The organism is Streptomyces sp. NBC_00094 (genome assembly GCF_026343125.1).
Classification (GTDB): domain Bacteria; phylum Actinomycetota; class Actinomycetes; order Streptomycetales; family Streptomycetaceae; genus Streptomyces.
In genome coordinates, this window is sequence record NZ_JAPEMB010000001.1 from 3,527,524 (window position 1) to 3,549,419 (window position 21,896).

The 21,896-nt window shown below is 70.5% G+C and carries 25 protein-coding genes and 1 pseudogene; 10 read left to right on the forward strand and 16 right to left on the reverse strand.

What is annotated here, in order from left to right; all coding sequences use genetic code 11:
* Positions 1-57: 57 nt before the first annotated feature.
* Positions 58-1,221 (reverse strand): aminofutalosine synthase MqnE, encoded by a 1,164-nt coding sequence (gene mqnE, locus OG580_RS15240; protein WP_267044217.1) that lies wholly within the window; start codon positions 1,219-1,221, stop codon positions 58-60.
* A gap of 58 nt (positions 1,222-1,279) precedes the next feature.
* On the reverse strand, positions 1,280-1,735 hold the full coding sequence (locus OG580_RS15245; protein ID WP_267044218.1) for an Lrp/AsnC family transcriptional regulator: 456 nt from the start codon (positions 1,733-1,735) through the stop codon (positions 1,280-1,282).
* Between the two features lie 113 nt (positions 1,736-1,848).
* On the opposite strand from OG580_RS15245, the gene OG580_RS15250 reads away from it, so the two are divergent.
* Positions 1,849-1,986, forward strand: coding sequence for a hypothetical protein (locus OG580_RS15250; protein WP_267044219.1), 138 nt, complete (start codon positions 1,849-1,851; stop codon positions 1,984-1,986).
* Here the strand turns inward: OG580_RS15250 and OG580_RS15255 are convergent.
* The 3 genes from OG580_RS15255 to OG580_RS15265 form a co-directional block, all read right to left on the reverse strand.
* On the reverse strand, positions 1,983-2,651 hold the full coding sequence (locus tag OG580_RS15255; RefSeq protein ID WP_267044220.1) for a UbiX family flavin prenyltransferase: 669 nt from the start codon (positions 2,649-2,651) through the stop codon (positions 1,983-1,985). The two genes, OG580_RS15250 and OG580_RS15255, sit on opposite strands and share 4 nt — an antisense overlap.
* 88 nt (positions 2,652-2,739) lie before the next feature.
* Positions 2,740-3,642 (reverse strand): menaquinone biosynthesis prenyltransferase MqnP, encoded by a 903-nt coding sequence (mqnP, locus tag OG580_RS15260; RefSeq protein WP_267044221.1) that lies wholly within the window; start codon positions 3,640-3,642, stop codon positions 2,740-2,742.
* Complete coding sequence (locus tag OG580_RS15265) at positions 3,639-5,090, reverse strand: menaquinone biosynthesis decarboxylase (protein ID WP_267044222.1); 1,452 nt, start codon at positions 5,088-5,090, stop codon at positions 3,639-3,641. Before OG580_RS15265 ends, mqnP begins: the two co-directional genes overlap by 4 nt.
* Before the next feature lie 90 nt (positions 5,091-5,180).
* Here OG580_RS15265 and OG580_RS15270 point away from each other — a divergent pair, with 90 nt between their 5' ends.
* Together OG580_RS15270 and OG580_RS15275 are read left to right on the forward strand one after the other, a co-directional pair.
* A complete protein-coding gene (locus OG580_RS15270; protein ID WP_267044223.1) occupies positions 5,181-5,552 on the forward strand; it encodes a PLD nuclease N-terminal domain-containing protein in 372 nt (123 codons plus the stop codon).
* The gene (locus OG580_RS15275; protein ID WP_267044224.1) at positions 5,552-6,436 is read left to right on the forward strand and encodes a LysR family transcriptional regulator; all 885 of its coding nucleotides are present in this window, start codon (positions 5,552-5,554) and stop codon (positions 6,434-6,436) included. The genes OG580_RS15270 and OG580_RS15275 overlap by 1 nt, the downstream gene beginning before the upstream one ends.
* On the opposite strand, the gene OG580_RS15280 is transcribed toward OG580_RS15275, so the two are convergent.
* From OG580_RS15280 to OG580_RS15290, 3 genes are all read right to left on the reverse strand, one after another.
* Positions 6,339-7,268, reverse strand: coding sequence for a DMT family transporter (locus OG580_RS15280; RefSeq protein ID WP_267044225.1), 930 nt, complete (start codon positions 7,266-7,268; stop codon positions 6,339-6,341). The genes OG580_RS15275 and OG580_RS15280 overlap by 98 nt on opposite strands.
* A 169-nt stretch (positions 7,269-7,437) precedes the next feature.
* Positions 7,438-7,929 carry a hypothetical protein gene (locus OG580_RS15285; protein WP_267044226.1) on the reverse strand — a complete coding sequence of 164 codons (492 nt, stop codon included), beginning with the start codon at positions 7,927-7,929 and terminating at the stop codon, positions 7,438-7,440.
* A gap of 2 nt (positions 7,930-7,931) precedes the next feature.
* A complete protein-coding gene (locus tag OG580_RS15290) occupies positions 7,932-8,516 on the reverse strand; it encodes a matrixin family metalloprotease (RefSeq protein ID WP_267044227.1) in 585 nt (194 codons plus the stop codon).
* 145 nt (positions 8,517-8,661) lie between these two features.
* On the opposite strand from OG580_RS15290, the gene OG580_RS15295 reads away from it, so the two are divergent.
* Both OG580_RS15295 and OG580_RS15300 read left to right on the forward strand, forming a co-directional pair.
* On the forward strand, positions 8,662-8,901 hold the full coding sequence (locus tag OG580_RS15295; RefSeq protein ID WP_267044228.1) for a hypothetical protein: 240 nt from the start codon (positions 8,662-8,664) through the stop codon (positions 8,899-8,901).
* 71 nt (positions 8,902-8,972) lie between these two features.
* Positions 8,973-9,644, forward strand: coding sequence for a trans-aconitate 2-methyltransferase (locus tag OG580_RS15300; RefSeq protein WP_267044229.1), 672 nt, complete (start codon positions 8,973-8,975; stop codon positions 9,642-9,644).
* Here OG580_RS15300 and OG580_RS15305 read toward each other — a convergent pair.
* Together OG580_RS15305 and OG580_RS15310 are read right to left on the reverse strand one after the other, a co-directional pair.
* Positions 9,631-9,975, reverse strand: a complete 345-nt coding sequence (locus OG580_RS15305) for a hypothetical protein (RefSeq protein WP_267044230.1) — start codon at positions 9,973-9,975, stop codon at positions 9,631-9,633. The genes OG580_RS15300 and OG580_RS15305 overlap by 14 nt on opposite strands.
* On the reverse strand, positions 9,972-10,319 hold the full coding sequence (locus OG580_RS15310) for a hypothetical protein (protein WP_267044231.1): 348 nt from the start codon (positions 10,317-10,319) through the stop codon (positions 9,972-9,974). Before OG580_RS15310 ends, OG580_RS15305 begins: the two co-directional genes overlap by 4 nt.
* Before the next feature lie 163 nt (positions 10,320-10,482).
* On the opposite strand from OG580_RS15310, the pseudogene OG580_RS15315 reads away from it, so the two are divergent.
* The 5 genes and pseudogenes from OG580_RS15315 to OG580_RS15335 all read left to right on the forward strand — a co-directional run.
* Positions 10,483-10,692 (forward strand): annotated as a pseudogene (locus tag OG580_RS15315) (GntR family transcriptional regulator); the annotation flags it as partial.
* A 72-nt stretch (positions 10,693-10,764) separates the two neighbouring features.
* Entirely contained in the window at positions 10,765-11,223 is a 459-nt protein-coding gene (locus tag OG580_RS15320) for a nucleoside deaminase (protein WP_267048015.1), read from the forward strand.
* A gap of 21 nt (positions 11,224-11,244) precedes the next feature.
* Positions 11,245-11,676, forward strand: coding sequence for a protein-tyrosine phosphatase family protein (locus OG580_RS15325; RefSeq protein WP_267044232.1), 432 nt, complete (start codon positions 11,245-11,247; stop codon positions 11,674-11,676).
* A 126-nt stretch (positions 11,677-11,802) separates the two neighbouring features.
* On the forward strand, positions 11,803-13,863 hold the full coding sequence (locus OG580_RS15330) for a hypothetical protein (protein ID WP_267044233.1): 2,061 nt from the start codon (positions 11,803-11,805) through the stop codon (positions 13,861-13,863).
* 4 nt (positions 13,864-13,867) lie between these two features.
* Entirely contained in the window at positions 13,868-15,439 is a 1,572-nt protein-coding gene (locus OG580_RS15335; RefSeq protein WP_267044234.1) for an ABC transporter substrate-binding protein, read from the forward strand.
* Between the two features lie 84 nt (positions 15,440-15,523).
* Here the strand turns inward: OG580_RS15335 and OG580_RS15340 are convergent, their stop codons facing one another.
* The 6 genes from OG580_RS15340 to OG580_RS15365 form a co-directional block, all read right to left on the reverse strand.
* Positions 15,524-16,054, reverse strand: a complete 531-nt coding sequence (locus OG580_RS15340) for an SRPBCC domain-containing protein (RefSeq protein WP_267044235.1) — start codon at positions 16,052-16,054, stop codon at positions 15,524-15,526.
* Positions 16,055-16,109: 55 nt separating this feature from the next.
* Entirely contained in the window at positions 16,110-17,195 is a 1,086-nt protein-coding gene (gene ccsB / locus OG580_RS15345) for a c-type cytochrome biogenesis protein CcsB (protein ID WP_267044236.1), read from the reverse strand.
* Positions 17,192-19,006, reverse strand: coding sequence for a cytochrome c biogenesis protein ResB (locus OG580_RS15350; RefSeq protein ID WP_267044237.1), 1,815 nt, complete (start codon positions 19,004-19,006; stop codon positions 17,192-17,194). The genes ccsB and OG580_RS15350 overlap by 4 nt, the downstream gene beginning before the upstream one ends.
* A gap of 5 nt (positions 19,007-19,011) precedes the next feature.
* Positions 19,012-19,749 (reverse strand): cytochrome c biogenesis CcdA family protein, encoded by a 738-nt coding sequence (locus tag OG580_RS15355; RefSeq protein WP_267044238.1) that lies wholly within the window; start codon positions 19,747-19,749, stop codon positions 19,012-19,014.
* Between the two features lie 4 nt (positions 19,750-19,753).
* Positions 19,754-20,359, reverse strand: a complete 606-nt coding sequence (locus OG580_RS15360) for a TlpA disulfide reductase family protein (protein WP_267044239.1) — start codon at positions 20,357-20,359, stop codon at positions 19,754-19,756.
* Positions 20,360-20,506: 147 nt separating this feature from the next.
* Positions 20,507-21,757 carry a hypothetical protein gene (locus OG580_RS15365; RefSeq protein WP_267048016.1) on the reverse strand — a complete coding sequence of 417 codons (1,251 nt, stop codon included), beginning with the start codon at positions 21,755-21,757 and terminating at the stop codon, positions 20,507-20,509.
* Between the last annotated feature and the right edge of the window lie 139 nt (positions 21,758-21,896).

Here is a 21,896-nt window from a genome sequence, read left to right on the forward strand (position 1 = left end):
GGGACGCAGAGAAGGGCCGGCGGGGTGTCCCCCTCCGGCCCTTCTCCGTGCGTGTCGTCAGAACCGCATCGCCTGCGGCGACTCGCGCCGGTCCGCCTCCGGGCCCGGGTACTCGCGGATGATCTCGTACCGCGTGTTCCGCTCGACGGGCCGGAAGCCCGCGTCCCTGATCAGTTCGAGCAGGTCCTCGCGGCCCAGCTTGTTCGGCGTGCCGTAGTTGTCGGCGTCGTGCGTGATCTTGTACTCGACGACCGAGCCGTCCATGTCGTCCGCGCCGTGCTGGAGCGCCAGCTGCGCGGTCTGGACGCCGTGCATGACCCAGAAGACCTTGACGTGCGGCACGTTGTCGAAGAGCAGCCGGGAGACCGCGAAGGTCTTCAGGGCCTCGGCACCGGTCGCCATCGTCGTGCGCGCCTGGAGCTTGTTGCGGACCTTGCCGTCCTGCATGTCGACGAAGTCGTGCTGGTAGCGCAGCGGGATGAAGACCTGGAAGCCGCCGGTCTCGTCCTGGAGCTCGCGCAGCCGCAGCACGTGGTCGACGCGGTGGCGCGGCTCCTCGATGTGCCCGTACAGCATCGTCGAGGGCGTCTTGAGGCCCTTGGAGTGGGCGAGGCGGTGGATCCGCGACCAGTCTTCCCAGTGGGTGCGGTGGTCCACGATGTGCTGCCGGACCTCCCAGTCGAAGATCTCGGCGCCGCCGCCGGTCAGGGACTCCAGACCGGCCTCGATCAGCTCGTCGAGGATGTCGGAGGCCGACATCCCGGAGATCGTCTCGAAGTGGTGGATCTCCGTGGCGGTGAAGGCCTTGAGGGAGACGTTCGGCAGGGCCTTCTTGAGCTCGGAGAGCGAGCGCGGGTAGTACCGCCAGGGCAGGTTGGGGTGGAGCCCGTTGACGATGTGCAGCTCGGTGAGGTTCTCGTTCTCCATCGCCTTCGCGAGGCGCACGGCCTCCTCGATGCGCATGGTGTACGCGTCCTTCTCGCCCGGCTTGCGCTGGAAGGAGCAGTAGGCGCAGGAGGCGGTGCAGACGTTGGTCATGTTCAGATGCCGGTTGACATTGAAGTGGACCACGTCGCCGTTCTTGCGGGTCCGGACCTCGTGGGCCAGACCGCCGAGCCAGGCGAGGTCGTCGGACTCGTACAGCGCGATGCCGTCCTCGCGGCTCAGACGCTCACCGTCCCGGACCTTCTGCTCAAGTTCGCGCTTGAGTCCAGCGTCCATGTACGGCCGCCTCCCTTTGTCTCCGACGTCTCCGAAATCAGGCTCCACCACCGTACTCTCAGCCCTCTTCGGGCAGGTCCCCGACCCGGTTCTCCCACTTGGTGGAGAGCACGATCGTCGTACGGGTGCGGGAGACGCCCTTCGTGCCGCTGAGGCGGCGGATGGTCTTCTCCAGGCCGTCGACGTCGTTGGCGCGGACCTTGAGCATGAAGGAGTCGTCGCCGGCGATGAACCAGCAGTCCTCGATCTCGGCGAGGTCCTTGAGACGGCGGGCCACGTCCTCGTGGTCGGCCGCGTCGGAGAGCGAGATGCCGATGAGGGCGGTGACGCCGAGGCCGAGCGAGGCGGCGTCGACGGTGGCGCGGTAGCCGGTGATGACCCCGGCCGTCTCCAGACGGTTGATGCGGTCGGTGACGGAGGGGCCGGAGAGCCCGACGAGCCGGCCGAGCTCGGCGTACGAGGCACGCCCGTTCTCGCGCAGAGCCTGGATGAGCTGCCTGTCCACGGCGTCCATAGGTATGAGGCCTTCCATTGTCCAGCGATACCGCGAGTTTAGGTATAGAATCTAAGGTACACAGGGAAGACGCCCTGTGAATCTTTTAGTCGATCAAAGACGATCTTTCAGGAGTGGTGTTCACCGTGTACACGATCGAGATGGCCTACGCCCGTATGCGCGAGCTGCAGGACCTGGCCAACCGCTCGCGTGCCCACCAGTCGACCTCCGCCTCGAAGCGCGCCGCGAAGAAGCGCGCCAAGAAGCGCTAATCAGCCTGGAGAGCCGCACCCAGCTCTCCCTCCCAACGGCGGTACAGCCGGTGCGGCACCCCTGCCGCGTCCAGCACCCGCCCGGCGACGAAGTCCACCAGATCCTGGATGTGCGTCGCCCCCGCGTAGAACGCCGGAGAGGCGGGCAGCACCACTGCGCCCGCCTCGTCCAGCGCCACCATGTGCTTGAGCGTCTGACCGTTCAGCGGGGTCTCCCGCACGGCGACCACCAGCGGCCGCCGCTCCTTCAGCGTCACGCTCGCGACCCGCTGCAGCAGGTCCTTCGAGAGCCCGAGTGCCACTCCCGCCACCGCGGCGGTCGAGGCCGGCACCACCAGCATCCCCTTCGCCGGGTACGAACCCGAGGACGGCCCCGCGGCCAGGTCCCCGGCCGCCCAGTACCGCACACCGCTCACGTCGACCGCGAACGTGTCGGGCTTCCCGTCCGCGCCCCGCGCCAGCCAGGCCGTCAGGTCCTCGCGCCAGTGCGCGTCCCGGAAGGAGATCCCGGTCTCGTCGAGCAGCGTGAGCCGCGAGGCCCGCGACACGACGAGGTCGACGCTCTCCCCCGCGGCGAGCAGCCCCCTCAGCACGGCGGCGGCGTACGGCGTACCCGAAGCCCCGGAGACCCCCACGACCCAAGGGGTGCGCTTGCCGTCGTTCATACGATCGACCTTATCCGTCATCCGTCGTGCGTCATCCGTCGTGCTCGTCCGTCGTGCCTCGTGCGTCGTCCGTCCTGCGTCGTCCGGGCTACGGGGTGAGCCCGCGGACCAGCAGATCGAGCAGGGCGCACACGAACAGGCTGATCCCGATGAACCCGTTCGTCGTGAAGAACGCCCGGTTCAGCCGGGACAGGTCGTGCGGCTTCACGATCGAGTGCTCGTAACAGAAGGCGGCCACCACGATCACGAGGCCGGTCCAGAAGAAGAGACCCGCGTCCGTCACCACGGCGTACCAGACGAGGAGTCCGGTGGTGACGACCGCCGAGGCGCGCGCGCCCCACAGCGCGGCTGGCACACCGAAGCGGGCCGGCACGGACATGACGCCTTGGGCACGGTCCGCCTGGACGTCCTGGCAGGCGAAGATCAGGTCGAAGCCGCCGATCCAGATGCCGACCGCGAGGCCCAGGATCACCGCGTCCCAGGACCACTCGCCGGTCACCGCGAGCCAGGCGCCGATCGGCCCCATGGCCTGGGCGAGCCCCAGGATCGCGTGCGGGAAGTTCGTGAACCGCTTGCCGTACGGGTAGACGACCATCGGGATGACGGCGAGCGGCGCGAGCGCCAGGCAGAGCGGGTTGAGCAGGGCCGCGGCGCCGAGGAAGACGACGACGGCGATCCCGGCCCCGGTCCACGCGGACCGCACGGACACCGCGCCGGTCACCAGCTCGCGCCCCGCCGTCCGCGGATTACGCGCGTCGATCTCGCGGTCGATGATCCGGTTGCAGGCCATGGCGAAGGTCCGCAGACCCACCATGCAGACGGTGACGAGGAAGAGCGTCCACCAGTGGATGTTCCGGTCGAGCTGGAACATCGCGGTGAGGGCGGCGATGTACGCGAAGGGCAGCGCGAAGACCGAGTGCTCGATCATCACGAGGCGCAGGAACGCCTTCGTACGGCCCGGCTGCGCGCCGGGGACGGCCGCGGTCGTCACAGCCCGTACTCCTTCCAGCGGCGGTCCACCAGGGCCGCCGTCGCCGGGTCCGACTCCACCATGTCCGGCCAGCCGCCGTCCCGGGTGTAGCCCTCCTCGGGCAGCTTCTTCGTGGCGTCGATACCGGCCTTGCCGCCCCAGAACTGCTGGTACGAGGCGTGGTCGAGGTGGTCCACCGGCCCCTCCACCACCGTCAGGTCACGGGCGTAGTCGGTGTTGCCGAGGGCCCGCCAGGACACCTCGTGCAGGTCGTGGACGTCGCAGTCCTTGTCCACCACGATGATCAGCTTGGTCAGCGACATCATGTGCGCGCCCCAGATGGCGTGCATGACCTTCTGCGCGTGCTTCGGGTACTTCTTGTCGATCGAGACGATCGCGCAGTTGTGGAAGCCGCCCGACTCCGGCAGGTGGTAGTCGACGATGTCCGGCACGATGATCTTGAGCAGGGGCAGGAAGAACCGCTCCGTGGCCCGGCCGAGCGGCCCGTCCTCGGTCGGCGGCCGGCCGACGACGATCGACTGGAGCAGCGGGCGCTTGCGCATCGTCACGCAGTCGATCGTCAGCGCGGGGAACGGTTCCTGCGGCGTGTAGAAGCCGGTGTGGTCGCCGAAGGGACCCTCCGGCAGCGTCTCGCCGGGCTCCAGCCAGCCCTCGATGACGACCTCGGCGTGCGCGGGGACCTGGAGCGGGACCGTCTTGCAGTCGACCATCTCGATCCGCTTGCCCTGGACGAAGCCGGCGAAGAGGTACTCGTCGATGTCGCCCGGCAGCGGGGCCGTCGAGGCGTAGGTCACGGCCGGCGGACAGCCGAAGGCGATGGCGACGGGCAGCCGCTCCCCCTTCGCCGCCGCCACCGCGTAGTGGTTGCGGCTGTCCTTGTGGATCTGCCAGTGCATGCCGATGGTGCGCTTGTCGTGGCGCTGGAGCCGGTAGAGCCCCAGGTTCCGCACGCCGGTCTCCGGGTGCTTGGTGTGGGTGAGCCCCAGGTTGAAGAAGGAGCCGCCGTCCTTGGGCCAGGTGAAGAGCGCGGGCAGCTGGTCGAGGTCGACGTCGTCGCCCGTGAGGACGACCTCCTGGACCGGGGCTTCCTTGACCTTCTTCGGCGGCACGTGAACCATCGAGCCGAGCTTGCCGAAGGCCTCGCGGACCCCGACGAAACCGTGCGGAAGCTCGGGCTTGAGCAGCCCGCCGATCTTCTCGCTGATCTCGCCGTACGACGTCAGGCCGAGGGCCTTGAGCAGTCGGCGGTCGGTCCCGAAGACGTTCATCGCGAGCGGCATCGAGGAGCCCTTGACGTTCTCGAAGAGAAGCGCCGGGCCTCCTGCCTTGTTCACCCGGTCGACGATCTCCCCGACCTCCAGGTACGGGTCGACTTCGGCCTTGATGCGCTTGAGGTCGCCTTCGCGCTCAAGGGCCCTGAGCAGCGAGCGGAGATCGTCGTAAGCCATAAGGGCCAGTATCGGTCACCGGCTACCCTTGACCTGTCACCGGGGCCGCCGAAACGCGCCCCCGCCACCGCTTCCAGGGGGCTGTCCCACATGCTCAGGGCGCTGTTGTACATCCTGCCGCTGGCGCTGACGATCTACGCCTTCATCGACTGCCTGAACACCCCGGAGGAAGAGACCAAGCACCTGCCGAAGGTGGTCTGGGTCATCATCATCCTGCTGTTCTGGATCGTCGGGCCGATCGTCTGGTTCTTCGCGGGCAAGGTGCGGCGCCCGGCCTCGGCCCGGCGCGGCGCGGGCGGCTGGGTGGCCCCCGACGACAACCCCGAGTTCCTGAAGTCCCTGAAGGACGAGTCCGCCCAGGCCAAGGACGACGAGTCCACCCTCAAGGACTGGGAGGCGGACCTGCGCCGCCGCGAGGAAGAGCTGAAGAGGCGCGAGCGCGGCGAGGACACGGAGGGCTGATGGAGCTGCGGCTCCTGGCCACCTTCGAGAAGGTCGCCGACGTCCTCTCCTTCACCCGCGCCGCCGCCGACCTCGGATACGCCCAGTCGAGCGTCACCGGCCAGATCCGGTCCCTGGAGTCCTCGCTCGGCGTGGAGCTGTTCGAGCGGCTCGGCAGCCGTATCCGGCTCACCGAGGCCGGGGAGCGGCTCCTCCCGTACGCCCGCCGGATGACGGAGCTGGCCGAGGAGGCCCGGGCGGCCGTCGTGAGCGCGGCCGAACCGTCCGGGACGATCGCCGTCGGCACGATGGAGTCCCTCACCTCCTACCGGCTGCCGCCGCTCCTGGAGTACTTCCACCACCGCTACCCGAAGGTACGGCTGACGCTGCGGCCGACGCTGGGCGACGCGACCCGGCAGGCGCTGCGGCAGGGCACGTACGACGTGGGCTTCCTGATGGAGGCCGGCACGGAGCACGAGGGCCTGGAGTCGGAGGTCCTCGCGCCCGAACCGCTCGTCCTGGTCGCCGGCCCCGGCCATCCCTTGGCGGGCCGTACGGGGCTGACGAGCGCGGATCTGGCGGCGGCCCGCCTGGTGGGCACCGAACCGGGCTGCCCGTACCGCGACCTCTTCGAGGAGGAGCTGCGGGAGTGGGCGCCGCCGTTCATGGAGTTCGGCACGATCGAGGCGACGAAGCGGGGCGTGACCTCGGGGCTGGGCGTGGCGCTGCTCCCCCGCGTGACGGTCGCGGAGGAGCTGGCGTCCGGGACCCTCGTCGCCCTCGACTGGAAGGTGCCCTTCACCCTCTTCACGCAACTCGCGTGGCGACGGGGGAAGAAGCTCCCGTCCCCTGTGCGGCTGTTCGTGGAGCAGGCGCGGCGGCTGGTGTCCGAGCAGCAAGGGTGACCTTGAGGCTGGCCAGGACGATGAGCGGGACGCCCAGCGCCTGCACGAGCCCGATGTGGTGCCCGTACACGGCCCAGTCGACGCCCATGGCGACGGCGGGGTAGGTGAAGGCGAGGACGGCGATCTTGGCGGTCGGCAGCTTGGCGTAGGCCGCGTACATCAGCACGTACATGAGGCCGGTGTGGATGAGCCCGAGCCCGACGAGCCACAGCCACCCGCTCCCGAGCCCGGCGGCGGCGCCGAAGTCGGCGAAGGGCAGGAGCAGCGGAAGTCCGACGAGGACCTGGACGAGCGCGACGAGGTGCGGCCGGACCCCGGTGATCCGCTTGGTCACGAAGGTCGCGAGGGCGTAGAGCACGGCGGCGGCGAGCGCGAACCCGAGCCCCTTGAGGGAGGCGGTGTCCCCGGGCCTCACCCCGGAGACGAGCACCAGCCCGGCGAAGGCGAGCGCGAGCCACCCGAGCTTGCCGGCGGAGATCCGTTCCCGCATGAACACCGCCCCGAGCAGCACGAGGAAGAACGGCTGCGTGTGGTAGACGACGGTGGCGAGGGAGATCGAGGTGGCCTCGTAGGCCTCGAACAAGAAAACCCAGTTGAAGACGATGAAGACACCGCCGAGCGCGGCCAGCCCCAGCTTCTTCGCGGTGAACCCGTGGCCGGTGAAGAACCCCCGGGCGAGGCTGTACGCCCCGAGCGCGACGGCGCCGAAGAGGCACCGGAAGAACACCACCTCGAAGGGCGATGCCCCGGACTCGACGACGAAGACGCCGAGCGTGCCGGAGAGCACCATGGCGAGGGTGAGTTCGACGGTTCCCCTGGTCTCGTTTCTCATGACTGCGACGCTACGGAGGGGGCCGGGGCCCGGTCCACGAGCCAGTGGGGCGTCCTCCCGATGGGAGCGATCGGCTCTGCCGATGGGCGGCCCATCGGCAGAGCCGCCTCAGGCATCCATGGCGGCCCGGTCGGACGCCACTGAGCTGCGGTCATCGCCCAGCCCATGGCTACCGCGGCGCCATCGGGAGCGTCAGCGCCTTCCTCCACGCGGTCAACTGCGCGTCGTCCACGGGCTTCATCTCGCCCTTGAACATCTGGGCGTGACCGTTCTCGATGACGCTGTCCGCCCAGGTCTGGGTCGCGAAGACGTACGTCTCGCCGTCCACCAGCCGAGCCCTCGGCTCCTCGTCCGGCGCGTACGTGACACGCACCGTGCCCCGCATGTCCCCGCGGAGTACCGAGACCACCTCCACCCGGTAGATGTCCGAGGTCCAGCTCTGCAGGTCCCGCTGTTCCTCGAACGCCGCCACGCGTCCGGTGAAGACGTCGTCGGAGTGCGGCGCCGCGCCCTCCGGGGTGTGGGCGTTGTAGCCCCGCAGGACCTCGCCCGAGCCGACCTGCTCCTCCACCTGCTGGTAGCCGAACCAGCCGCCCAGCGCCAACGCCCCGGCGACTACCGCGCCCGCGACGAGGGCCACCGTCTTCCTGTCCGTTCCCATGGTCATCCCCACAGTGCGTGATACGCCTTGACGTCGTCCGACGTCGGGCCGTTGATGCGCTTCCCCTCGATGAGGTCGTACTCCGCCCACATCAGCGAGGGGTACTGCCCGTAGCCGTAGTCCTTGTGGCAGAACCCGAGCGCGTGCCCCAGTTCGTGGGCGGCGACCCGTCTGCGGTGCTCGTCCTTCCCCAACGCCTTCCCGCTGTCCAGGTACGCCCTGTTCATCCACAGGTAGTCCGTACCGGGATTCGCGTCCCACTTGCCGTAGACGTTGTCCCACTCCACGTCGGTCCGGTTGGCGTCCCTCCACTCCAGGTCGGCAAAGGACGTCGCCCCGTCGGCCTTGACCTTCACCTGCTTGAGCGTGCCCGCCGTCCAGACCTTGACCGCGTGCTTGCGCGCGTCGTCGAACTTCGACTCGTCGTCCCACGTGATCTCGTTGCCGTCGACGGAGGACCGGCCGCGGGAGTCGACCCCGCCACCCTCGCACTTGTGCGGGGCCGCGGCCGAAGCCGCACGAACCGGCGCCGGCACCGCCAGCAGGACGACGGCCGCCGAAGCGGCCGCCAGGGCTAAGTCATGCATCCTCATAGTCACGAGACGATAGCGCTCCGTGACGACCCCGGGCGCCCGCGCAGGTCACGGCAGCACTCCACACCGCTCCACCGCCCACCACACTCCCCCTCACCTCCCCCGCGCGCCGGTTCACGCCCCCGCGCCACGGTCGAGCGTGGCGAGTCGGCAGCCGTCGCCCTCCATCTGCGACCAGCACGCGGGCCGGTTCATCCACCACCACCCCGGCATCCCCGACGCGGCCGAGACGGGCGGTCCCGAGGTGGCCCGGAATCGCACCGTGGCCGCCATGCATGCGGCAGGCTTCGACGTGGACCAGGAGCTGCGGCCGGACGCCGCCGACTGCTCGCAGTGCCACTCGGGCTGCACGGACAGCCCGGTGGGCGGCAAGAAGTAGTCATGACGACATCGCCCGCCCCTCGGCCCTCGGGTCGGCGGGCGGGCCCTCGGCATGTGAAGGGACAAGGGGTGCGCGAACAAGACGCCGGCGCGTGGGACGTGTGGGGCACGGTCAGGCCCGGACGCAAGGAGGCGAACGCGGCCGGAGCCGCGACGTGGTTCAACTGGACGCAGTGGCCCGACCACGGGCCCGACGAGAAGGTCCTCGGCGACCTCTCCGGCGCGCGGATCCTCGACCTTGGTTGCGGCAGCGGCGGCAACCTCGCTCACCTGGTCGCACTGGGCTCCGAAGCGGTCGGCGTGGACATCTCGCCCGTCCAGGTGGGCAAAGCGCGCGGACGCTGGCCGCACCTCGATGTGCGGCAGCAGGCGGCGGAGGAGTTCCTCGCGGCGGGCACGTACGACTTCTCGGCCGTCTACTCGGTCTTCGGAGCCGCCTGGTTCACCGATCCCGCTGAGCTCCTGCCCCTGGTCCATGCACGCCTGGCGCCCGGCGGGGTCTACGCGTTCTCCCACAACCCCCCTGCCCTGAGCGGCTGCTACGGGCCGCAAGCGTCCCAGATGCAGCCGCCGGAGAAGGGGGTGGAGCCCATGTACGTGAAGCGATGGGACTACGAGGCCGGCGCCTGGGCGGAGATCCTCCGGCAGGCCGGGTTCACGGACGTGACGACGGAGGTGATCGCGCCGCCGGAAGGGAAGCGAACGGGGACTCTGCTGGCCAGAGGCGTCAGGGCCTCATAGAGGGCGCCGGATGGCACAGGCACCCGCACACGAGGTAGCGGACTCCCTGTACGCCGCTGTCGCGGGGGACCCCGTCGCGGCAGCGGTCGTGGCGGCCGACGATGCAGCGCGGCGACCGGTACTCCGGCTCCGGCTCGGCCGTGAGGGTCCTCGCCAGGAGGGACACGGTCACCGCGTCGGCGATCTCCGGCGTCACCCACCAGCCGTCGCCCGCGCGGTCGCGGTGCGGGCCGTCGTGGCCCACGGCGAGCACGCAGACCGAGCCGCCCCACACCGGCCGCACCACCTCCGCGACGGCGAACACGGACCGCCGCGCCCCGCAGCGGCTCATCGCGCGCTCCCCGCGTGGATGTTCCGGTGGTCCACGTCCACCCCGACCGTCGCCAGCCACAGCGCCCGCCGGCGCCTCCGCTGCACGGCCCGAGCCGAGTCCGCCACCAGGTAGGGGCGCTCCAGGGGCGACCGGGCTCCGTCGAGGAGCGCCGTCTGTTCGCGGGCGTAGGGAGACCGCCCTGTCGGGGCGCGATGGCGCCGCGCGGGGGCCGGTGCGGCCGGGCGGGGATGGGTGACCGGGCGAGGCCGGTGCCTGCCGGTGGGCGGCAGGGTCAGCATCAGCAGCCCGAGCAGGACGGGGATCAGAGCCCTGCCCAGTACGCGCGCGATAAGGTTCCGCACGTCATCAACTCCCTTGATAGTTGGTGGCCATGCCCCGGGGCCGTTCCAGCGGTCGCCGGGGTTTCGCGTTCGCGCTCAACGTATCGCTAGCTACATAGCGATGCATCACTATGTAGCTAGATCCATCCGAACGTGGCCTTGTATGACTATCTAGCGTTGGCCTATGACCCTTGACCCGCAGTCGGGACGTCCTCTGTACCTACAGCTGGCCGACATGATCGCCGAGTGGATCGGCACCGGGGAGTACACCCCCGACCGGATGATCCCCACGCCCGCCCGTCTCGCCGAGGAGTACGGCATCGCCGTACTGACCGCCCGCCGGGCCATGCGCGAACTCCGTGAACGCGGCCTGATCATCACCGTGCCTGGCAAGGGCTCCTACGTCACCCCACCTCTGGAAGCACCAAGGCGTAATGGCGGCGGCCCGGCGGGGAGCAGTCCCCTCATGGACCGCGAACAGGCACAGCGCTGGCTCGCCACCGCCCTCGACGAGGCGCGCGCCGGGCTCGCCGAAGGCGGGGTGCCGATCGGGGCCGCGCTCTACGGGGCCGACGGCACTCTCCTCGGGCGGGGGCACAACCGGCGCGTGCAGGACGGGGACCCGTCGCTGCACGCGGAGACGGCCGCCTTCCGGGCCGCCGGCCGGCAGCGCTCGTACCGGGGGACGACCATGGTCACCACCCTGTCGCCGTGCTGGTACTGCTCCGGCCTCGTCCGGCAGTTCGGGATCTCCCGGGTCGTCGTCGGCGAGGCGGAGACCTTCCACGGCGGGCACGACTGGCTCGCGGCGCACGGGGTCGAGGTGATCGTCCTCGACGACCCCGAATGCGTGGCCCTCATGCGGGACTTCATCGCCGCGCACCCCGCGCTCTGGCACGAGGACATCGGACAAGACACCCCCTAGGGGCGTCGATAGGGTGCCCGCATGGCCGAGAACTGGAGCTCGACAGACGGGATCATGCGGTTTCCTTCGGGCGCCCTGGTGCGCGGCCGAGGGCTGCGTCACCCCCTGCCCTCAGGGCAGACGCCGACCTTCGGGGTCTATCTGCTCGGCAAGCAGCCCCCGCGGACCGAGTGGGAGGCTCGGTGGTTGCCGTGGCCCGACTTCCGGCTTCCCAAGGACCGCCGACTGACTCGGATCGTGCTGGAAGAGGCGTTGACCCGGGCGGGGAACGAACGCGTGGAGATCGCGTGCGGAGGCGGGCGGGGACGGACCGGAACAGCTCTGGCCTGCATGGCCGTCCTTGACGGGGTTCCGGCGGACCAAGCCGTGGCGTTCGTCCGCCGGCACTACCACCCGCGCGCCGTGGAGACCCCGTGGCAGCGACGGTTCGTCCTGCGCTTCGAGGAGGCATAGGGCGCTCGGATCCGAACCGCAACCGCGCAAAGCTTGACGTGCCCCCAACACCCTGTCGATATCCTTGACTTGACGATGTGACGGGGCACATCTCGTGGGACAGCAGGGGGAAGCAGGGGGTTGCGGGTGGACAGGGAGCTCTACGGCCGCGAGGCGGTCCTGCACGACGGCGGTCTGGTCGCACGGCTCAGCGGGCTCACGCGGCAGGGAGCCGCACGGGTCGCGTACGAGCACGGCGACGATCCGCCGGTCACCGTGTTCACCGGAGGGCGCGGCATGGGGAAGACCGCGCTGCTCAAGGAGGTCCGCAACCGCTACAAGGGGTTCACCCCCCTCGCGCTGCTCGACTGCGCGCACATCGAACCGCCCGAGGACCACGGCCCCGGCTGGACCCCGGTCACCGGCGCGCTCACCGAGCTCGCCGTCCAGCTGTCGCCGAAGGTCGTCGCGGCGAAGCCCGTGCAGTTCCCGAGGCTCTCGCTCGGGCTCGTCGCCGTCGCGTCGCTCGGCTGGTCCCGGGAGGACGAAGAGCGGGCCCAGTCCGACCTCGTGCGGCTCGGGCCGCTGCTCGCGACCGTCGACGCGCACAAGGGCGCCGCCGGCAACTGGGTCGGCAAGGTCCTCAGCAAGCTGGCCGCCGTCTCCGTCGAGGGCACCGTCCCGCTGGCCGGGCCGCTCGCCGAGGCCACCGTGGAGACCGTCCTGGAGGAGGTGTTCGGCCGCTTCCAGCGGTCCGCCGAGAACTGGTACGGCACCTACCGCAACGCCGGCGGCCGGGGCAAGGCCGGACTCCAGCAGCTCGCGATCGACTTCGAGCAGGGCGGCCGAAGACGCCGCGAGGCCGAGGACTTCCTCGTCGTCGCCCTCACCGAGGACCTGCTCCGCGCCTACACCGGATTACAGCGCGGCGCCCGCGTGGGCAGGCCGCTGCTCCTCCTCGACAACGCCCACGAACCCCTCGGCCGGCAACTCGTCGAACCGATCCTCCGGGCCCGCGCCGGCGGCCGCCGCGACCGGACCGTCGTCCTCGCCGCCTCCAGGATCCGCGAGCACGAGGGGCTGCGGCACGCCGTCCGGACCCGGCTGCCGGAGACCTCGCAGAACGCCCCCTGCCCGCGCGGGACGAGCGTCGGCTCCGGCATCCTCGCCGTCGAGCTCACCCCGCTCTCCCCCACCCAGACCCGCACCGCCTTCGACCGGCACGACCGGGCCGGCCGCGCCCACCCCGAACTCGCCCGCGCCGTCCACCGGCTGACCGGAGGCCGGCCGCTCGCCGTGGACCTCCTCGGCCGGGCCGTCGGCGAGGCCCCGGAACGGCTCCGGGCCGGCCTCACCCCCGGCAGGCTCCTCGACCTGACGGTGGAGCTGCGCGAGGACACCCCGCCGGTGCCCGTCGCGCACGCCCTCCTCACCGAACTGCTCCCCGTGCGACGCCTCGGCCCGTACGCCATGCTGGCCGCCACCCACGACGAGGAGTCCGCCCGGCTGCTCGCCCACGCCCGGCTCCAGAGCGAGTCCCTGGACGGGGACGTGGCGCTGCGCGTCCGCGACCACCTGCGCGCCGAGGACTGGCGGGAGGGTCCCCGCCACTTCGTCGCCGACCCGCTGCTGCGCGCCCTTCTCCTGCACCGGCTCCGCTTCGAGGACGACGACCACCCCCGGTACGCGGCCTGGCGCGCCGCCCACGAGACCCTCCACCGGCACTACGGACCCGAGCCCGGCCCGTACCGCCTCCATCACGACCTGGCCCTCGGCCGCACCGAGGAGGCCGTCGACCATCTCCGCGTCACCTTCCCCGAGCAGGACGTCCTCGGCTGGCTCGGGCGGCTACGGTTCGTCGCCGCCGCCCCGTACCCCCGCGAGCGGAACCGGCCGGGTCCCGACCCGCGCCGGGCGATCGCCCTGGGTCAGGACCCGGTCGACGCCCTCCCCGCAGGACTCGACGCCGACACCACCGAACTCCACCTGTCCGTACGGCGGTTGCTGCACGCCGTATGGCTGCTCACCGACCCGCTCGCACTGCCCGACGACGACGTGGCCGACCGGCTCGCGCACGAGCTGCGCAGGCTCTCCGGCCGCCATCTGAGGGGCAGCGGTTCGCTCTGGGACGCGGCCACCCACTGGCCGAGCGACATCCGCGCCTGGCGGGAGCTCTCGCTGCCGCCGGGCCGCCAGGACGGAGTCTGACGCCATGCCCGACCGATCGAACGGCCGACTGCCCGGCCGACTGCCCGGCCTGCCGCGCCGCCGCGCCGTTTCCCCCCGCCGGAAGCTCGTCGCCGCCCTGCTCGCGGCCGCCGTCGTCCTCGGTCTCGGCTCGTACGGCGTCGCCAAGCTCACCGCCCCGGAGGACCGTTCCTGCGCGGCGGGCGTCGCCCGCCCGGAGGGCAGCTCCGAGTGCGTCGGCGTCAACGGCGACGGCCACGACTTCGGCATGCCCGAACTCGCCGAGGTCGCCGGCGCCATCAGCCGCGAGAACGCCACCCTCAAGGCCGGCGAGTACGCGACCGTCGCCGTGCTCCTACCGCTCACCTCCCCCGACGGAGGCATGCGGACCAAGGTCCTCCACGAGGTGCAGGGCGCCTACGCCTACCAGTACCGCGCCAACCACGAGTCCAACAGCCAGACCCCGAAGATCCGGCTCGTCCTCGCCAACACCGGCCGGGGAAACGCCCACTGGCAGATCACCACCGAGCAGCTCGCGTCGATGACGGGCGCCCCCGACCAGCTGCGCGTCGTCTCCGGCGTCGCCACCTCCTCCACCGAGATGCGGGAGGCCGTCACCGCCCTCACCCAGGACGGGATCGCCGTCGTCGGCACCACCATCACCGCCGACGACATCGCCAACGGCCCCGGCACCGGGAACAACCGCTACCCCGGCCTCGCCCGCGTCTCCCCCACCAACACCGACGAGGCCAAGGCCCTCGCCCACTTCGGCCGCGTCGACGCCGCCAAGGCGCTCCTCGTCCAGGACACCCGCAGCGGCGACCACTACACGGACACCCTCAAGTCCGCCTTCGCCGCCTCCCTCAAGGGCGCCCCGTACGAGCCGCAGCTCTTCACCTCGCCCGCCGACCCGACCGACGAGGGCACCACCGCCAACACCTTCCGCCAGATCACCCACCTCATCTGCGACACCCGCGCCGAGACGGTCTTCTTCGCGGGCCGCCACACCCAGCTGCGCCAGTTCATCAACGCGCTGGGGGCGCGCGGCTGCACCGACCGCGCGTTCACGATCCTGACCGGGGACGAGGGCTCGTACCTGGGCGCCGACAAGGACCTCGACCGGGACGCGCTCAAGGCGAAGCTGACCGTCCGCTACGCCGCGCTCGCCCACCCCGACGCCTGGAAGCCCGCGCCCGGGCGGAAGGTCCCCGCGACGGGCGGCTCGGTGGTGGCGTACGCGACCTTCGAGACGGACATCGCCCGCGCCTCGAAGGAGCCGGTGGCGCTCAAGGACGGGCAGGCGATCGTCGCCTACGACGCGATGGCGATGGCCGTCCACGCGATCCGCCAGGCGACTCCCCGGGAAGCCCGGTACCCGGAGCTCTCGGACGTGGTCACGCAGTGGCCGCAGGTGAAGGGCTCGCTGCGGGTGCAGGGCGCGAGCGGCTGGATCTGCCTGGACAACTACGGCAACCCGTACAACAAGGCGGTCCCGATCGTGGAGCTGGCCCTGGACGGCACACAGCGCTTCGTCCAGATCGCCTGGCCGGAGGGCCACCCCCCGCCCCAGTCCTGCCTGCCGCCGAAGCGGGGGTGAGCCCGTTGTGGGCATTCGTTCCGCTGGGGCGGAACGGGTGGGCACAACGGACGGCGCCCCTTGCCGGGCCTGGACTCCCCGCTCCTACGGCTCCCACTTCGGCCAGGGCGCCTCGTCGCGCTCGTACAGCTCCCGCAGGTGGCGCCACCGCTCGGGCGACCACGCGGCCCAGTCCGACGGCTGCCCCGCGAGGCTCGCCGCGAGCCGCTCGAAGTGGTCGTGCCACCCCGCCATGCAGTCCAGCCGGCCCTCCCGCGTCCCACGGAAGTCGCAGGTGAAACGCAGCACGGTCGACCCGCCGCCGCCGGACCCCGGCTCCAGATGGAACCTGATCCGGCCGAACGGTGGATCGACCGTGTACTCGGCGACGTACTCGGGGTCCCAGGCGGTCACCCGCCCCGAGACCTCGGCATCACTGTTCAGCCAGCGGAGGGTGACCCGGCCGCCGAGCCGGGGCTCCAGCGGGTCCGCCTCGCACAGCCAGCCCCGCAGCCCCTCGGCGCCGGCGACGGCCTCCCAGACGTCCGCCGGCGGATGCGGGAACTCGATGACGTACCGCAGCAGGTGCGCGTCGCCGTCGTGGGTCTCGCACCTGCCCCGGGGTATCTCGCTCATACCTCCAGCGTGGCCCCGGGGTCCCCCACCCGCTACTCCGCGCCCGCGTCCGCTCCTACTCCACGCCCGCGTAGGAGTGCTTGCTCGTGACGAAGATGTTGACGCCGTAGTAGTTGAAGAGGAAGCAGCCGAAGGCGATGAGCGCGATGTACGCGGCCTTCCGCCCCTTCCAGCCGGCCGTGGCCCGCGCGTGCAGGTACGCCGCGTAACCGACCCACGTGATGAAGGACCAGACCTCCTTGGCGTCCCAGCCCCAGTACCGGCCCCACGCGTCGCCGGCCCAGATCGCGCCCGCGATGATCGTGAACGTCCAGAGCGGGAAGACGGCCGCGTTGACCCGGTACGAGAACTTGTCGAGGGAGGCCGCCGAGGGCAGCCGCTCCAGGACGGAGCGGGCGAAGCCGCTCGGGGTCCCGCCGCTCGCGAGCTTGCTCTCGTACGAGTCGCGGAAGAGGTACAGGACGGTGGCGACGGCCGCGAGGTAGAAGACCGCGCCGCAGAAGATCGCGGTGGAGACGTGGATCCACAGCCAGTACGAGTCGAGCGCCGGCACCAGCTGGTCGCTCGGGGTCTTCAGCCAGGTGGTGGCCAGACCCAGGTCGAGCAGGACGGTCGTGACCAGCGGCAGACCGATCCAGCGCACGTCCTTCTTGGCGAGGAGGAAGGCGAGGTACGTACCGACCGCCACCGTCGAGAAGGTGGTGGAGAACTCGTACATGTTGCCCCAGGGGGCGCGCTGCACGGCGAGGGCGCGGCTGATCACGCCCGCCGCCTCGATCGCGAAGGCCAGGACGGTGAGCGAGACGGCGATACGGCCGTAGAGGTCGCCCTTGACCGTGCCGCCGGACGCGCCGGGGCCGTCCGGGACGTCCCGGGTGCCGGCCGCCGAGCGCGTGACGATCGTCGGCTTGTCGAGGACGGCCGTGGAGCCGGCCTGCTTGACCTGGACGGTCACGGCGGGGGCCGCGGCCGAGGTCCGCGGGGTGAGCGCGGCGGCGGTACGGCCGACCTTGCTGCGGCTGCCGAGGACCCACTCGGCGATGTGCGCGAAGAAGGCCAGGGTGTAGACGGCCATGGAGGAGTAGATGAGCAGATCGCTCATCTTCGCCAGGCTCTCGTTGGTCGTGGCGGCGAGGATCACTTGTCGGCCTCTCCAGAAGGGGCAGGGTCTTCTGCGGGTTCTTCCGCGGGGTCTGGCGCGGCCTCCGGCGCGGGGTCCGGCGCCGGAGGGGCCTGGGCTGCGAGCGTGACCGCGAGGTCGCCGAGCTCCTCCGGGAGCCTGGCGGACTCGCTCCGGCCGAGGCCGGCCATCTCGACGACGGTGACGCCGTCCTCACCCCGTACGGCCCGGACCCAGACCCGGCGCCGCTGGATGAAGAGCGAACCGGTCAGACCGGCGATCGCCGCGACCGCGCCCGCGAGCGCGAGGCCGTTGCCCGGCTGCTGCGAGATCTGGAAGCTGGCCCACTCCTTGACGTCCTTCTCGAAGGTGATCGAGCCGGCGCCGTCGGGGAGCTTCATGGTCTCGCCGGGCAGCAGGCGCTGGGCGAGCTTGTTGCCGGACTTGTCCGTGTACTGGGTCATCTTGGACTTGTCGAGCTGGTACACGTTCTGCGCCAGGCCGGAGTCGACGCGCAGGTCGCCGTGGTAGCCGGTGAGCGCCATGACCGGGAAGTCGAGGCCGGGGAACTGCGAGAACATCGTGCCCTGGCCCGCGCCCGCGAAGGTCGGCACGAAGAAGGCCTGGAAGCCCAGCTGCTCCTTCTTGCCGTTCTTGTCGCGGTAGCCGTCCATCACCTTGATCGCGCCGGTCGACGTGATGTTGTTGTCGATCGGGAGCAGCGGTACGGCGCCGTGGAAGACGACCTTGCCGCGGCTGTCCTTGACGGTGACGACGGGCGCGTAGCCGTGGGCGATCAGATAGACCTTGGACTCGCCGACCTTGAGCGGCTCGTTGACCCGGATGACCGCCTTCTTCTCCGTGCCGCCGTCCTCGGAGTAGCGGACGGCCGCCTCGAAGGTGCGGGGGGTGCCGCGCTGCGGGCCGTTCTGCTCGTACGTACCGGTGAAGGAGTCGAGGACGAAGCCGAACGGCTCCAGCTCGTCGACGCCGAACTGGGAGCCGGACTTGAAGTCGTCGTACTGGGTGAGCGTGTTGGAGAAGCCGTCGCCCTCGACGACCAGCTTGCCGCCCTCGGACTTGAAGAGCTGGCCCCAGGCGAAGGCGACGAGGATGACGATCAGGGCGACATGGAAGAGGAGGTTCCCCGCCTCGCGCAGATAGCCCTTCTCCGCGGCGATCGCGTCGCCCGCGGTGTGCGCGCGGAAGCGGCGGCCCTTGAGCACGGCGAGCGCGGCCTCGCGGACCTCCTCGGGCTCTGCCTCGGTGCGCCAGGTGGTGTACGCGGGGAGCCGGGTGAGGCGCCGGGGGGCGCCCGGCGGACGGCTGCGGAGCTGGCCGACGAACTGCCAGGTGCGCGGCACGATGCAGCCGATGAGGGAGACGAACAGCAGGATGTAGATCGCGGAGAACCACACCGAGCTGTAGACGTCGAAGAACTGGAGCTTCTCGTAGATCGGCGTGAGGGTGGTGTGGGCCTCCTTGAAGGCCTGCACCTTGAGCTCGTCCGCACTGGTCTGCGGGATGAGGGAACCGGGGACGGCGCCGAGGGAGAGCAGGAAGAGCAGGATCAGCGCGACCCGCATGGAGGTCAGCTGCCGCCAGAACCAGCGGATCCAGCCGACGACTCCGAGGACGGGGCCGCCGATGACGGTCTCGCTCCGGTCCTCGGTGGGGGCGGTGGAGAGCTGGGCGCCGGCCGCTTCGTCGGCGTTGCGCTCGGCCTCGGTCGGCTCGGTCGCATCGGCGTCGGTCGGCTCGGCTGCAGCGGCCTGGGTCGGCTCGGCTGCCTCGGCCGTACCGCTCGTATCGGTTGTGTCGGTCGTGCTCATGGAACTCAGATCCCCACCGTGAAACCGTTGGACCAGCCCTGCATCGTGGCGACCATGCTGTCCCACGCGCCCGTGAGGAGCAGGACGCCGGTGACGATCATCATTCCGCCGCCGATCCGCATCACCCACGCGTAGTGCTTCTTGACCCATCCGAAGGCGCCGAGCGCCTTGCGGAAGGCGATGGCGGCGAGCACGAACGGTACGCCGAGGCCGAGGCAGTACGCGAAGGCGAGTATCGCGCCGCGGCCCGCGCTGGCCTGGTCGAACGCGAGGGCGTTGACGGAGGCGAGGGTCGGGCCGATGCACGGGGTCCAGCCGATGCCGAAGAGCGCGCCGAGCAGCGGGGCGCCGATGAGCCCGGCGACGGGCTTCTTGTGGAAGCGGAACTCGCGCTGCGTGAACCAGGGCATCAGGCCGACGAAGAAGGCGCCCATGAGGATCATGAGCACGCCGAGGATCGTGTTGAACGTCTCGCGGTACTCCTGGAGGGTCGACCCGAAGTAGCCGAAGAGCGCGCCGCCGGAGACGAACACGACGGTGAAGCCGAGGACGAAGAGCGCGGCGCCGGCGGTCATCCGGCCGCGGCGGCTCTCGGCGAGGTCGGTGCCGGTGACGCCCGTGACGTACGAGAGGTAGCCGGGGACGAGCGGGAGCACGCACGGCGAGAAGAAGGAGACCAGGCCGCCGAGGATCGCGACGGGCAGGGCGAGCAGCAGGGCTCCGCTGGTGACCGTGTCGTTCACGGGCTCACTTCTCCTTGAGGAGGGGCTCGATCATCGACCGGAGCTTCTCCTCGTCGAGCGCCATGAGGGAGCGGGCGGCGATCTTGCCCTCCTTGTCGAGGACGACGGTGGAGGGGATGCCCTGGAGGCTGAGGGTGCCCTTGGGGAAGCCGAAGAGGATCAGCTTGCCCTGCGGGTCGTAGAGGCTCGGGTAGGGCACCGCGAAGTCCTCTTCGAAGGCGAGCGCCGGCTGCTTGTTGGGGTCGCGGGTGTTGAGCCCGACGAACTCGACGCCCTGGCCCTTGAGGTCCTTGGCGACCCTCGCGAAGTGCGGGGCCTCGGCACGGCAGGGGGCGCACCAGGAGCCCCAGGCGTTGAGGACGACGACCTTGCCCTTGAAGTCGGCGACGTCGAGCTGCTTGCCTTCGAGGGTCTCGCCCGCGAGCTTGCCCGGGGTGGCGCGCTCGCCCTTGGCGGCGGTGGAGATGCCACCCGTGTTGGTCACGAAGTTGGTCTCGCCACCGCCGCCGGACTTGCCGTTGCTGTCGCCACTGCAGGCCGAGAGCGTGAGGGCGGCGGACAGCACTCCGACGGCGAGCAGGGTGCGTCGAGGGGCACGGCTAAGGCTCATGTGAAAAGTTTCGCATGGGCGTTTGGGGGATCTTGGGCACCCCCCTACGTGCCCGTAAAGCCCCTTGTCAAGACTGCCTAAGCGGTCGTGTGACGCGTCGCGTCGTGTGACGCTTCGCGTCGCGTGGCACGTCGCGTCGCGTGACGCTCAGACGGTCTTGAGGAAGGTGTTCCATCCGCCGGTGGGCTTCTGTCCCACTTCCAGGCTGCGGAGCTTGGCGAGGATCTTCGGGTCCTGGACGTCGAGCCAGTCCACGAACTGCCTGAAGGAGACCAGCCGGACCTCCTTCTTTCCGGCCATTCCCTTGAGCGCGTCCTCGACGGCGTCCATGTAGATGCCGCCGTTCCACTGCTCGAAGTGGTTGCCGATGAAGAACGGCGCGCGATTCGACTCGTACGCGCGGTTGAAGCCGCCGAGCAGCGCGTCGGTGGCCTGCTTGCGCCAGCCCGGGTAACGCGACGGCATGCCCTTGGTCGTGTTCTGCGACTGGTTGGCGAGGATGTTGTAGTCCATGGAGAGGACCTCGAAGGAGTGCCCGGGGAAGGGCACGGCCTGGAGCGGCAGGTCCCAGATGCCCTGGCGCTTGTCGGGCCAGGTCTGGCGGCCGCCGGGCGAGCTGGCGTCGTAGCGCCAGTTGAGCCGCTTGGCGGTGGGGAGCAGGTTGTCCTGGCCGAGGAGGCAGGGCGTACGTCCGCCGACGAGCTCCTTCGCGTAGTCGAAGGGCAGCGGGTCGAGGTCGGTCCAGCCGCTGTTCGTCTTCCACTCGGTGACGAACTTCATCGCCTGGTCGATCTCGCTCTGCCACTGGGCCGGGGTCCAGTTGCCGACGGAGCCGGAGCCGCCGCAGAAGTGCCCGTTGAAGTGGGTGCCGATCTCGTGGCCTTCGAGCCAGGCCTGCCGGACGTACTTCAGCGTGTCCTTGATGTGGTCGTCGGTGAGGTAGCCGATGTCCGAGGCGCCGACGCGGTTGTTCGGCGGGCGGTAGAGGTTCTTCTTCGACTCGGGGAGGACGTAGACCCCGGAGAGGAAGAAGGTCATCGCCGCGTCGTGGTTCTTGGCGAGTTCGAGGAAGCGGGGGAAGAGGCCGTTGCCGACCTCTCCCGCGCCGTCCCAGGAGAAGATCACGAACTGCGGCGGGGTCTGGCCGGGTTCGAGGGGCACGGGGGCGTCGGGCTGGTGCGGCTGCTTGCCGGTGTCGGCCGTGGAACCGTCGCCGATGAGCTTGGCGTCGTCCTTGGTCGGAGCGGGTGTGGTCGGCTCCGACGACACGTCACCACCCTTGCCGGGTCCGGAACGCCCCGGCTTGTCCTCGTTGTTACCACCGCAGCCGGCGATTCCCATGGCCGCGGCCGCGCCGACGCCCGCCCCGAGGAGCCCCCTTCGACTGATCCCGCTGATCCCGCGCATGACATCCCCATTCGCGCTGACGTATGACCTGAACGTCATCCAAACCGACAATGAGTGAGATGCAGGGCGGAACACGGAGGTTCCGGAAATTCGCACATAAATTTCAGGGCGGCCGGATGGCATGTACACC